Annotated in this window: 11 protein-coding genes; 8 read left to right on the forward strand and 3 right to left on the reverse strand. The window is 72.3% G+C overall.

The genetic code is table 11. The annotated features are described in order from the left end of the window. The first annotated feature begins 55 nt into the window (after positions 1-55). Entirely contained in the window at positions 56-748 is a 693-nt protein-coding gene (locus IF19_RS0103760) for an endonuclease V (protein WP_030113945.1), read from the forward strand. Between the two features lie 168 nt (positions 749-916). Continuing rightward, entirely contained in the window at positions 917-1,060 is a 144-nt protein-coding gene (mmpA, locus tag IF19_RS1000000137540; protein WP_169749606.1) for a morphogenic membrane protein MmpA, read from the forward strand. Positions 1,061-1,130: 70 nt separating this feature from the next. Here mmpA and IF19_RS0103770 read toward each other — a convergent pair whose 3' ends face one another. Continuing rightward, complete coding sequence (locus tag IF19_RS0103770) at positions 1,131-2,321, reverse strand: saccharopine dehydrogenase family protein (protein WP_030275934.1); 1,191 nt, start codon at positions 2,319-2,321, stop codon at positions 1,131-1,133. Positions 2,322-2,539: 218 nt separating this feature from the next. Here IF19_RS0103770 and IF19_RS0103775 point away from each other — a divergent pair, with 218 nt between their 5' ends. Genes IF19_RS0103775 through IF19_RS0103790 form a run of 4 tightly spaced genes read left to right on the forward strand, consistent with a single transcriptional unit; the run spans position 2,540 to position 8,309 of the window. Further along, on the forward strand, positions 2,540-3,679 hold the full coding sequence (locus IF19_RS0103775) for a CaiB/BaiF CoA transferase family protein (RefSeq protein WP_030113946.1): 1,140 nt from the start codon (positions 2,540-2,542) through the stop codon (positions 3,677-3,679). 8 nt (positions 3,680-3,687) lie between these two features. Beyond that, positions 3,688-4,830 carry an acyl-CoA dehydrogenase family protein gene (locus IF19_RS0103780; protein WP_030113947.1) on the forward strand — a complete coding sequence of 381 codons (1,143 nt, stop codon included), beginning with the start codon at positions 3,688-3,690 and terminating at the stop codon, positions 4,828-4,830. 49 nt (positions 4,831-4,879) lie between these two features. Next, on the forward strand, positions 4,880-6,094 hold the full coding sequence (locus IF19_RS0103785; RefSeq protein ID WP_030113948.1) for an acetyl-CoA C-acetyltransferase: 1,215 nt from the start codon (positions 4,880-4,882) through the stop codon (positions 6,092-6,094). 40 nt (positions 6,095-6,134) lie between these two features. After that, a complete protein-coding gene (locus IF19_RS0103790) occupies positions 6,135-8,309 on the forward strand; it encodes a 3-hydroxyacyl-CoA dehydrogenase NAD-binding domain-containing protein (protein WP_030113949.1) in 2,175 nt (724 codons plus the stop codon). Positions 8,310-8,333: 24 nt separating this feature from the next. Here IF19_RS0103790 and IF19_RS0103795 read toward each other — a convergent pair whose 3' ends face one another. Next, positions 8,334-9,065, reverse strand: coding sequence for a MerR family transcriptional regulator (locus IF19_RS0103795; RefSeq protein WP_030190980.1), 732 nt, complete (start codon positions 9,063-9,065; stop codon positions 8,334-8,336). A gap of 132 nt (positions 9,066-9,197) precedes the next feature. On the opposite strand from IF19_RS0103795, the gene IF19_RS0103800 reads away from it, so the two are divergent. Together IF19_RS0103800 and IF19_RS0103805 are read left to right on the forward strand one after the other, a co-directional pair. Further along, a complete protein-coding gene (locus tag IF19_RS0103800; RefSeq protein WP_030275936.1) occupies positions 9,198-9,674 on the forward strand; it encodes a macro domain-containing protein in 477 nt (158 codons plus the stop codon). A gap of 121 nt (positions 9,675-9,795) precedes the next feature. Next, positions 9,796-10,707, forward strand: a complete 912-nt coding sequence (locus IF19_RS0103805) for an oxygenase MpaB family protein (protein ID WP_030113952.1) — start codon at positions 9,796-9,798, stop codon at positions 10,705-10,707. Positions 10,708-10,850: 143 nt separating this feature from the next. Here IF19_RS0103805 and IF19_RS0103810 read toward each other — a convergent pair whose 3' ends face one another. After that, a complete protein-coding gene (locus IF19_RS0103810) occupies positions 10,851-12,407 on the reverse strand; it encodes a M1 family metallopeptidase (protein ID WP_030113953.1) in 1,557 nt (518 codons plus the stop codon). Between the last annotated feature and the right edge of the window lie 209 nt (positions 12,408-12,616).

The following is a 12,616-nucleotide window of genomic DNA, read 5'->3' on the forward strand; positions in this document are numbered from 1 at the left end:
CCCTCGGGCCCGCACCCGGTCGTGGCGCGGGTCCGGAGCCGCATAGGCTGCCGGTATGACGAGCTTCTCCGCCCCCGCCCACGAGACCCCCGCCGACGAAGCGGAGGGCCGGGCCGTCCAGGAGCGGCTGCGCGGCCGGGTGATCCTGGACGAGACGGGGCCGGAGCCCGGAACCGGCCTGGTCACCGGGGTGGACGTGGCCTACGACGACGAGCGGGACGTCGTCGTCGCGGCCGCCGTGGTGCTGGACGCCGCGACGCTGGAGACGGTCGAGGAGGCCACCGCCGTCGGCAAGGTCGCCTTCCCGTACGTGCCGGGCCTGCTGGCCTTCCGGGAGATCCCGACGGTGCTGGAGGCCCTCGCGGAGCTCAGCGTCGACCCCGGACTCGTCGTCTGCGACGGCTACGGTCTGGCACACCCGCGCCGTTTCGGGCTCGCCAGCCATCTGGGCGTGATCACCGGGCTGCCGGTGATCGGCGTCGGCAAGAACCCGTTCACGTTCACCTACGAGGCGCCCGGCCCCCGGCGCGGCGACTCCTCCCCGCTGCTGGACGGCGAGGAGGTGGTCGGCCGGGCACTGCGCACCCGGGAGAACACCAGCCCGGTGTTCGTCTCGGTGGGGCACCGCGTCCGCCTCGACAACGCCTGCGCCCACACGCTCCGCCTCGCCGGGCGCTACCGCCAGCCGGAGAGCACCCGCCGCGCGGACGCCCTCTGCCGGCGGACCCTGCGCGAGGCGACGGGCTGACGGGTCCGCCGCGTGGGGCCGCCCCGCCCGGGCACGCGACGGGCCGCTCGCGCGCCCGGGTGCGCGCCCCGCTGCCCGCGATCGCCCGATGTCGCGGGCGTGGAACAGTCCTGCAACTGAGTACGTGTACGGATGGCATAGATCCGTACAGCTGGGCAGGCTGAACACATGAACGCCACTCGCACAGCCGTCCGCCCCGTGCCCTTCGACCCGGCCCAGCGCCGCATGGCCCTCGGCATGCTCCTCGGAAGCGCCGCCGGGCTCGCCTGGCTGGGCGCGATGCTCTACACGCTGGTCGGCTGGCTCTTCTGACGCCGCCGGGCCGCGCCGAGACCCGGCCGCACGAGCCCCGGTCCCCCGACCGGAACGAGCTCGCGCGGGGCTACCGCACCGCCGCCACCCGGAACCGCAGCCCCGCCGCCGTCAGCCGGTCCAGGAGCGCGTCGCCCATCGCCACCGCCGTCGTCACCTGCCCGGAGGTCTCCGGCAGTTCGTCCAGCGCCAGGCAGACCGCCGACTCGGCCAGCATCTTCGCTGTCTCGCCGTATCCCGGGTCGCCGCCGGACACCTCGGTGAAGACGCGCCGCCCGCCGCCCTCCCCGACGAAGCGCACGGTGAACCAGCTCTGCCCGCGCCGCGCCTCGTCCGGCCCCTGACCCGCCTCGTACCGCCCCATGAGCCACTCCCGTACGCCCTCCACCTGCGCGGCGGCCACCAGCGAGCCGATCGCCACCGGGGCTCCCAGGGCCATCGGCAGCGTCCTGACCGAGGCGAAGTGGCGGTAGGCGAAATCGGGGCCGTACCGCTCCAGCGCCCGCGCCGAACGGCCCACGATCGCCGGGTCCACCGTCGGCAGCGGCAGCGCCCAGGTGCCGACCGCCCCGTTGAAGTGCGGTGAACCCGAAGGGGTGCGGACCCGGCGGCCCACCAGGCGCGGCTCGTGCAGCCGGCGCTCCCTGGCGGCCGCCAGCATCTGCGGCCCCCGGCCGATCGCCGTGAGCGCCGAGGCGAACGTCCCGCCGGAGAACACGGCGTTCGTGCGGACGAAGCCGTCCACGCTCAGCGGTACGCCCTCGGGAAGCTGTTTGACGGTGAACCAGGCGCCGAGGTCGTGCGGGACGGAGTCGAAGCCGCAGGCGTGCACGAGGCGCGCCCCCGTCTCCCGCGCCCGCGCGTCGTTCTCCAGGTACATCCGGTCGATGAACTCCGCCTCGCCCGTGAGGTCCGCGTAGTCCGTCCCGGCCTCCGCGCAGGCGGTGACGAGCTGCTCGCCGTAGCGGATGTACGGCCCCACCGTGGACGCCACGACCCGGGTGGAGGCGGCCAGTTCGGCCAGCGCCCCGGCGTCGTCCGCGTCCGCCGCCACCAGCGGCAGCTCCGCGCAGGCGGGGGTGATCGCGGTGAGCCGCTCGCGCAGCGCCTCCAGCTTGGTCCGGCTGCGGCCCGCCAGTGCCCAGCGCAGACCGGCGGGGGCGTGGGCGGCCAGGTACTCGGCGGTCAGCGTCCCCACGAAGCCGGTGGCGCCGAAGAGGACCACGTCCAAGGGGCGTGTCGCGTCGTTCTGCCTGTTCACGAGTACCTCCGCTGGGAGCCGTTGCCGACGTGGCAGGCAGAGGGTAGCGGAGAGCGCCGTGGCGACGCCCGGCCGGGCGGGCCCGGATGGGAATGACCGGCGGGAGGGAACGGGGACCGACTAAGCGCTTGCTCGCCCCAAGGGGTTGTGCGGAGCCGGGCGCGTTCTTAGCATCACTGATGTTACATCGCTTGTGTCACACCTCTGGGGGCTCACAGATGGCGAAAGGCCCAACACCCGCGCACGGTCCGCTGACCGGCGTCCGGGTCGTCGAGCTGGCGGGCATCGGTCCCGGGCCGTTCGCCGCGATGCTGCTGGCGGACCTCGGCGCCGACGTCGTGCGCGTCGACCGGCCCGGCGGCTCGACGCTCGGCATCGATCCGGCGTACGACATCACCAACCGCAACAAGCGCTCCGTCCTGCTGGACCTCAAGAGCGGCGAAGGGCCGGACCGCGTCCTCGACCTCGCCGAACGCGCCGACATCCTCATCGAGGGCTACCGCCCCGGCGTCGCCGAACGCCTCGGCGTCGGCCCCGACGCCTGCCTCGCCCGCAATCCGCGCCTCGTCTACGGCCGGATGACCGGCTGGGGCCAGGACGGCCCGCTGGCCGAGCGCGCCGGGCACGACATCGCCTACCTCGCGCTCACCGGCACCCTGTCCATGATCGGGAAGCCGGACGAGCCGCCCACCGTCCCCGCCAACCTGGTCGGCGACTACGCGGGCGGCTCCCTCTACCTCGTCGTCGGCGTCCTCGCCGCCCTCCAGCACGCCCGCGCCCACGGCGAGGGGCAGGTCGTCGACGCCGCCATCGTGGACGGCGCCGCCCACCTCGCCTCGATGATCCACGGCATGCTGGCGGCCGGGAGTTGGCAGGACCGGCGCGGCGCCAACCTGCTCGACGGCGGCTGCCCGTTCTACGGCACCTACGCCACCTCCGACGGCGGCCACATGGCGGTCGGCCCGCTGGAGGGGCGGTTCTACGCGGAGTTCGTCCGGCTCCTCGGGATCGCGGACGCCTTCCCCGACCGCTGGGACCTCGCCCGCTGGGACGAACTGCGCGCCGCCGTCACCGCGCGCTTCCTCACCCGTACGCGCGCCGAGTGGACCGAGGTCTTCGACGGCACCGACGCCTGCGTGGCCCCCGTCCTGACGCTCACCGAGGCCCCGCACCACCCGCACCTCGCCGCCCGCTCCACCTTCGTCGAGCACGGCGGACAGACCCAGCCGGCCCCCGCTCCCCGCTTCTCGGCCACCCCCGGCTCCGTCCGGCGCGGACCCGCGCGACCGGGCGCCGACACGGACGACGTCGCCGCCGACTGGGGCCTCCCCGCGCTCCGGCCCACCACACACGACTAGGAGACCCCGTGCAACGGCAGATCTTCACCGAGGAACACGACGCGTTCCGCGAGACCGTCCGGGCCTTCCTGGCCAAGGAGGTCCTCCCGCACTACGAGCAGTGGGAGCAGGACGGCATCGTCTCCCGCGACGCCTGGCTCGCCGCCGGGCGCGCCGGGCTGCTCGGCCTCGCCGTCCCGGAGGAGTACGGGGGCGGCGGCAGCGACGACTTCCGCTACAGCGCCGTCCTGGCCGAGGAGTTCACCCGGGCCGGGGCCGCCGGACTCGCCGTCGGCCTGCACAACGACATCATCGGCCCCTACCTCACCGGCCTTGCCACCGAGGAGCAGAAGCGCCGCTGGCTCCCCGGCTTCTGCTCCGGCGAGACCATCACCGCCATCGCCATGACCGAGCCGGGCGCCGGCTCCGACCTCCAGGGCATCCGCACCACCGCCGAGGACAAGGGCGACCACTGGCTGCTCAACGGCTCCAAGACCTTCATCTCCAACGGCATCCTCGCCGACCTGGTGATCGTCGTCGCCAAGACCACCCCGGACGGCGGCGCCAAGGGGCTCTCCCTGATCGTCGTCGAGCGCGGCGCGGAGGGCTTCGAGCGCGGCCGCAACCTCGACAAGATCGGCCAGAAGTCCCAGGACACCGCCGAACTGTTCTTCAACGACGTCCGCGTCCCCAAGGAGAACCTGCTCGGCCGACTCGACGGCGCCTTCATCCACCTCATGACCAATCTGGCCCAGGAGCGCATGGGCATCGCGGTCGCCGGGATCGCCGCCGCCGAGCACCTGCTGGAGATCACCACCCGGTACGTCAAGGAGCGCGAGGCGTTCGGCCGCCCGCTCTCCAAGCTCCAGCACATCCGCTTCGAGATCGCCGAGATGGCCACCGAGTGCGCCGTCACCCGGACCTTCCTCGACCGCTGCATCGTCGACCACTCCGACGGCGTCCTGGACGCCGTGCACGCCTCCATGGCCAAGTGGTGGGCCACCGAACTGCAGAAGCGCGTGGCCGACCGCTGCCTCCAACTCCACGGCGGATACGGCTACATGAGCGAGTACAAGGTCGCCAAGGCATTCACCGACGGCCGGATCCAGACCATCTACGGCGGCACGACCGAGATCATGAAGGAGATCATCGGCCGCTCGCTGCTCGCCTGACGGCTTCCCGCCCCTCCGCGCCGACCACCACCCTCGAAAGGCACCCGACGTGAGTACCGAAGCATTCGTCTACGACGCGATCCGCACCCCGCGCGGCCGCGGCAAGGCCAACGGGGCCCTGCACGGCACCAAGCCGATCGACCTCGTCGTCGGCCTCATCCACGAGATCCGGGGCCGCTTCCCCGGCCTCGACCCGGCCGCCATCGACGACATCGTCCTCGGCGTCGTCAGCCCGCTCGGCGACCAGGGCTCCGACATCGCCCGGATCGCCGCCATCGCGGCCGGCCTGCCCGACTCCGTCGCCGGCGTCCAGGAGAACCGCTTCTGTGCCTCGGGGCTGGAAGCGGTCAACCTGGCCGCGGCCAAGGTCCGTTCGGGCTGGGAGGACCTGGTCCTGGCCGGGGGCGTGGAATCGATGTCCCGGGTGCCGATGGGCTCCGACGGCGGCGCCTGGGCGATGGACCCGATGACCAGCTTCGAGACCGGCTTCGCCCCGCAGGGCATCGGCGCCGACCTCATCGCCACCGTCGAGGGCTTCAGCCGCCGCGACGTCGACGAGTACGCCGCGCTCTCCCAGGAACGTGCCGCCGCGGCCTGGAAGGACGGACGCTTCGCCCGTTCCGTCGTCCCGGTCAGGGACCGCAACGGCCTGCTCGTCCTCGACCACGACGAGCACATGCGCCCCGGCACCACCGCCGACTCCCTCGCCGGCCTCAAGCCGTCCTTCGCGGGCATCGGCGAGATGGGGGGCTTCGACGCGGTGGCGCTCCAGAAGTACCACTGGGTCGAGAAGATCGACCACGTCCACCACGCGGGCAACTCCTCCGGCATCGTGGACGGCGCCGCCCTCGTCGCCATCGGCTCCAAGGAGGTCGGCGAGCGCTACGGGCTCACCCCGCGCGCCCGCATCGTCTCCGCGGCCGTCTCCGGCTCCGAACCCACCATCATGCTCACCGGGCCCGCCCCGGCCACCCGCAAGGCGCTCGCCAAGGCCGGGCTGGCCATCGACGACATCGACCTCGTCGAGATCAACGAGGCGTTCGCCGGCGTCGTCCTGCGCTTCGTCAAGGACATGGGCCTCTCCCTGGACAAGGTCAACGTCAACGGCGGCGCGATCGCGCTCGGCCACCCGCTCGGCGCGACCGGCGCGATGATCCTCGGCACCGTCATCGACGAACTGGAGCGCCGCGACCAGCGGTACGGCCTGGTCACCCTCTGCGTCGGCGGCGGCATGGGCGTCGCGACCGTCGTCGAACGCATCTGATCCGCCCCGGCCCACCTCTGCTAACGGAGAAGACACCCACATGACCGAGAGCACGACCATCCGCTGGGAACAGGACGAGACCGGCGTCGTCACCCTCGTCCTCGACGACCCGAACCAGTCCGCCAACACGATGAACCAGGCGTTCAAGGACTCCATCGCCGCCGTCGCGGACCGCGCCGAGGCCGAGAAGGACTCCATCCGCGGGATCATCTACACCTCCGCCAAGAAGACCTTCTTCGCCGGCGGCGACCTCAAGGAAATGATCAAGGTCGGCCCGGAGAACGCCCAGGCCGCCTTCGAGATCGGCACCGCGATCAAGAACTCGCTGCGCCGCATCGAGACCCTCGGCAAGCCCGTCGTCGCCGCCATCAACGGCGCGGCCCTCGGCGGCGGTTACGAGATCGCGCTCGCCTCCCACCACCGCGTCGCCCTCGACGCCCCGGGCTCCCGCATCGGCCTGCCCGAGGTCACCCTCGGCCTGCTCCCGGCGGGCGGCGGCGTCACCCGGACCGTACGCCTCATGGGCATCACCGACGCCCTGCTCAAGGTGCTCCTCCAGGGCACCCAGTACACCCCGCGCCGGGCGCTGGAGAACGGCCTCGTCCACGAGGTCGCCGCCACCCGCGAGGAGATGCTCGAAAAGGCCCGCTCCTTCATCGACGCCCACCCCGAGTCCCAGCAGCCCTGGGACGTCAAGGGGTACAAGATCCCCGGCGGGACCCCGTCGAACCCCAAGTTCGCCGCCAGCCTCCCCGCGTTCCCGGCCAACCTGAAGAAGCAGATCGCGGGCGCGCCCATGCCCGCGCCGCGCAACATCCTCGCGGCGGCCGTCGAGGGCTCCCAGGTCGACTTCGAGACCGCCCTGACCATCGAGGCCCGGTACTTCACCGAGCTGGTCACCGGCCAGGTCGCCAAGAACATGATCCAGGCGTTCTTCTTCGACCTCCAGGCCGTCAACTCCGGCGCCAACCGCCCCAAGGACGTCCCTGAGCGCCCGGTCCGCAAGGTCGCCGTCCTCGGCGCCGGCATGATGGGCGCGGGCATCGCCTACTCCTGCGCCAGGGCCGGGATCGACGTCGTCCTCAAGGACGTCACCACCGAGGCCGCCGCCAAGGGCAAGGCGTACAGCGAGAAGCTGCTCGCCAAGGCGCTGTCCCGGGGCCGTACGACCGAGGCCAAGCGCGATGAACTGCTGGCCCGGATCACCCCGACCGGCGACGCGGCCGACCTCGCCGGCTGCGACGCGGTCATCGAGGCCGTCTTCGAGGGCACCGCCCTCAAGCACAAGGTGTTCCAGGAGATCCAGGACGTCATCGAGCCGGACGCCCTGCTCTGCTCCAACACCTCCACCCTCCCGATCACCGTGCTGGCCGAGGGCGTCTCGCGCCCCGCCGACTTCATCGGGCTGCACTTCTTCTCGCCCGTCGACAAGATGCCGCTCGTCGAGATCATCAAGGGCGAGCGCACCGGCGACGAGGCCCTGGCCCGCGCCTTCGACCTCGTACGGCGCATCAAGAAGACGCCGATCGTCGTCAACGACTCACGCGGCTTCTTCACCTCGCGCGTCATCGGCCAGTTCATCAACGAGGGCGTCGCCATGGTCGGGGAGGGCGTCGAACCCGCCTCGATCGAGCAGGCCGCCGCCCAGTCCGGCTACCCGGCCAAGGTGCTCTCCCTGATGGACGAGCTGACGCTGACCCTGCCGCGCAAGATCCGCGAGGAGACCAAACGCGCGGTGGAGGAGGCCGGCGGCACCTGGCCCGGCCACCCCTCCGACGCCGTCATCGACCGGATGATCGACGAGTTCGAGCGCCCGGGCCGCAGCGGGGGAGCGGGCTTCTACGACTACGACGAGGAGGGCAAGCGCACCGGTCTCTGGCCGGGCCTGCGCGAGCACTTCACCAGCAAGGCCGACGGGGACGTCCCCTTCGAGGACATGAAGGAGCGGATGCTCTTCTCCGAGGCCCTGGACAGCGTCCGCTGCCTGGAGGAGAACGTTCTCATCTCCGTCGCCGACGCCAACATCGGCTCCATCATGGGCATCGGCTTCCCGCCGTGGACCGGCGGCGTGCTCCAGTACATCAACGGGTACGAGGGCGGACTGCCCGGCTTCGTCGCCCGCGCCCGGGAACTCGCCGAGCGCTACGGCGACCGCTTCCTGCCGCCCGCGCTGCTGGTGGAGAAGGCGGAGAAGGGCGAGACCTTCCACGACTGAGCCGCCGGCGGGCCGCGTCCACCGTCACTCGGCGGTGAACGCGGCCCGCAGCTCCTCCTTCAGCGACCGCTGGAACGCCGTCACCAGCGCCTGCACGACGATCGGCTGCATATGGGCCGACAGCGACTTCATCGCCGCCACGTGCTCCGGATCGGCCTCCCGCTCCCGGTAGGGGTTCCACACCTCGTCCCGGAACAGCCGGGTCATCTCCTGCGCGGCCGAGCGGGTGTGCTCCAGCAGCACGGTGCGCGCCGCCAGGATCGTCTCGTGCGCGATCGGCACGTCCAGCAGCTCCACCCCGAGCCGCAGCAGCCCCACGTCCACCCGGAACTCCCCGTCGGGCTCCTGCGGGCGCACCAGCACCCCCATCGCCGCGAGCCGCTCCACGTCCTCCTCGGCCAGCGTCCGCCCGGCCCGCCGCTCCAGCTCCTGCCGGGAGAAGCCCTCCGTCTGGTCCGGTGCCCAGGACGCCACCAGTGCCCGGTGGATCGCCAGATCGTTGGCGCTCAGGTCGGACGGCAGCTGTTCCAGATACCGTTCGATCGCCGCCAGCGTCATGCCCTGGTGCTGGAGCTCCTCGATCAGCGCGAGCCGCGAGAGGTGGTCGGATCCGTAGTGACCGACCCGGCGCGGACCGATGACCGGGGGCGGCAGCAGACCACGGGTGCTGTAGAAACGCACCGTCCGCACGGTGACACCGGCGCGCGCCGCCAACTCGTCGACCGTGAGGGTCGGCCCGTCGGTCCCCGTCGCCATCTCTGCTCCCGCCGGTCGAATCCTCGGATCGGACAGTTCCGCTGTCTCACCACTACTGTGAAAGTCTCCGGCACCGAGGCCCCGTCCGTCCACCCCGGGCCCGTTGTCAGTGGCCGCCCGTACGGTGAGGGCATGGCGGAGATCACGTACGTACGAGGGGACGCCACGGCCCCGCTGGGCAAGGGCGTCAAGCTGATCGTCCACGTCTGCAACGACCTGGGCGGCTGGGGCAGGGGTTTCGTGCTGGCGCTGTCCCGCCGCCGGCCGGAGCCCGAGGCCGCGTACCGCCGCTGGCACCGGGAACGCGCGGGCAACGACTTCGCCCTCGGCGCCGTCCAGTTCGTCCGGGTGGATCCGTACCTCTGGGTGGGCAACATGATCGGCCAGCGCGGCATACGCACCGGCAGCAAGGGGGTTCCGGTCCGGTACGAGGCCATCGACACGGCGCTCGGCGCGGTGGCGCTCAAGGCGGCGGAGCTGGGCGCCTCCGTCCACATGCCCCGGATCGGCTGCGGGCTCGCGGGCGGCTCCTGGGCCAGGATCGAGCCGCTGATCGAGCGCCGGCTGACGGCCGCCGGCCTGCCGGTGACGGTGTACGACCACGGCTGACCGCCCCACCCGCCCACCGTGTTCGACGCCCCGCCTGCCACCGCCGTCCCCGGGCGAGCGACCATGGAGGGGCAGGGGACGGGCTGCGCACGGCAGGCCCGGCTGGACCTCGGGAGCACGGATGAGCGGCGCGGAACGCGCGACGGAGCACGCCTTCGACCACCGGCGGCACCGGACGGGCGGCGCGGACGACCCCGTGCCGCCCCCGCCCGGCGGTGTCCTCTGGAGCCTCTCCGGGGACGTCCGCGCCCTGCTGATGCTGCCCGCGGCCCTCACGCTCCAGGTCGCCCACCCGGCAGTCGGCGCGGGCGTGGACGAGCACTCCGTCTTCCGTACGGACCCGTGGGGACGCGGCGAACGCTCGCTGCGCTCGCTCCAGCTCTGGGTGTACGGCGGAGCGGAGGCGGCCGAGGAAGGACGCAGGCTGCGCGTGCTGCACCGCACCATCCGGGGCACCGACACCCGCGGCCGCCCCTACCACGCGCTGACGCCCGCCAACTACGCCTGGGTGCACGCCACCGGCTTCCCCGTCTACCGGCACGCGGCCCGCTATCTGATCCGGCCCATGACCCCCGCCCAGGAGCGCGCCCTCTACCGGGAGTGGCTCCAGGTCGGCCGGATCCTCGGCATCCACGACCGGGACATGCCGCAGACCGTCGAGGAGTTCTGGCCGTACTGGAGGAAGATGCTCGCCGAGGAGGTCGAGGCGACCCCCGTCGTCCGTGAACTCGTCGCCACCGACCAGCCCGTACCGCCGCCGGACCGGGGCCCGTGGCCGCTGCGGATCCTCCTGCGGGCGCTGTGGCCGGTCGTCCTGCCGCCGCTGGCCCGCTTCCGGAGGTTCGTCACCATCGGCCTCATGCCCCCCGACGCCCGCGCGGCGATCGGCCTGCCCTGGACCGCCGCCCAGGAGAGGCGGCTGCGCCGGACGTGCGCGGTGCTGCGGGCCGTGGTCCCCGCCCTGCCCGAGCGGCTGCGCTACCTGCCGAGGGCACGGGCCGCGCGGGCAGCCGAGGCGCGCCGGAACGGCTGAACGCTGAAGAGGTACGCAGCGGATCGCCGGGTGTAGCCACGCGCATCGCGAAGTCTCCGGATGGCAAGGGGGCGTCCGGCGGACCCGGTCGAGATCCGCCGGACGCCCCCGGCCGGCCTGACGCACACCGGCGCCGAGCGCCGTCAGCGGTGGTCGTGCCCCAGGCGTCCCTCGGCCGCGTCATGGCGGTGGCCGCGGTCGCCGTGGTCGTGCACGGTGTTCGTCGCCGCGATCTTCTTCCACGACGCCGGACGCTGGACCCGCCCGTCCGACAGGGCCTTCCCGGCGAGGCCCGCCCCGGCCACCGCCGGGCCGGCCGGACGCGAGGGACGGTACAGCCAGGTGTCGAAGAGGGCGGCGAGCGGCTTGCCCGAGACGCGCTCGGCGTACCGGAGGAAGTCGCCCACGTTCGCGTTGGAGTGGGCGCGCTCGGTCGGCCAGCCCTTCAGCAGCTCGAAGAACACCTCGTCGCCGACCTCGTTGCGCAGCGCCTGGAGCGCCAGCGCGCCCCGGTCGTAGACGGCGATGTCGAACTGCTTGTCCGGGCCGGGGTCGCCCGGCTTCACCTTCCAGAACGGGTCGTCGGCCGGGTGCTGGGCGTAGACGTAGTCCGCCAGTTCCTGCGCGGTGCCCTCGCCCTCCTTCTCCGACCAGAGCCACTGGCTGTAGCGGGCGAAGCCCTCGTTGATCCAGATCTCCTTCCAGCCGTCGACCGACACGCTGTTGCCGTACCACTGGTGGGCCAGCTCGTGCACGACGACGGAGACGTTGGCGCCGTTCGCGAACTGCTTCGGGCTGTAGAAGGGCCGCGTCTGGGTCTCCAGCGCGAAGCCGCTCGTCACGTTCGGCACGTACCCGCCGAGCGCGTTGAACGGGTACGGGCCGAACACCCCGGTCAGCCACTCGGCGACCTCGGTGGTCCGCTCGATGCTGGCGCGGGCCGCCCCGGCGTGGGGACCGAGGTCCTTGCTGTAGGCGTTGAGGACCGGCAGGCCGTCCGCCGTCCGGTCGGTCGTGACGTCGAACCTGCCAATCGCCAGCGTCGAGAGGTAGGTGGCCTGCGGCTTGTCCGAGCGCCAGTTGAAACGGGTCCAGCCGAGCTTCGAACTCTGCGACTGGAGGACGCCGTTGCTGATCGCCTGGGTGCCGTCCGGCACGGAGACCGAGATGTCGTACGTGGCCTTGTCGAGCGGGTGGTCGTTGCTCGGGTACCACCACACGGCCGAGTCCGGCTCCTGCGCGGCGACCCCGCCGTCCGGGGTCCGGGCCCAGGCGGTCCAGCCGCCGATCTTCAACTCGGAGGGCTTTCCGGCGTAGCGGACGACCACGGAGACCGCCCTGCCCTTCGCCAGCGGCTGGGCGGGGGTGACCTCCAGCTCGTGGTCGCCGCTGGTGGCGAACCCGGCCTTTTTGCCGTTCACCCGCACCTCGGAGACGTCGAGCCCGAAGTCGAGGTTGAAGCGGGACAACTCCTGCGTGGTGGTGGCGAGGATCGTCGCCGTACCCTCCAGGAGGTCGGTCTTCGGCTGGTACTTCAGCCGCAGGTCGTAGTGGGAGACGTCGTAGCCGCCGTTCCCACTGGCCGGGTAGTAGGGGTCGCCGATGCCCGGGGCGCCCACGGTGCCCGGTGCGGCCGCTGCCGGGATCGCCAGCAAAAGGGTGGCCGCAAGTGCGCTGGGGACGATGAATCTGCGGTGCACGCAAGCTCCAAACAGTTCGGACGGATGCTCGTTCGACCGGTCGGCACGAGGCTATGCGGCCACCGGAGCGGTACAGGCCGTTCCGGGTACTTCTGTCACACGATCGCCATTCCCCCGTCACGCGCCGCGATGTGCGCGAACCCGCGAAAGGCAGTGATCGCCCCCTGTCGCACAGGAGTTGACCGGGGTAACGTCCGCACATCGCCGAC

Source organism: Streptomyces californicus, from assembly GCF_000717645.1.
GTDB lineage: Bacteria > Actinomycetota > Actinomycetes > Streptomycetales > Streptomycetaceae > Streptomyces > Streptomyces californicus.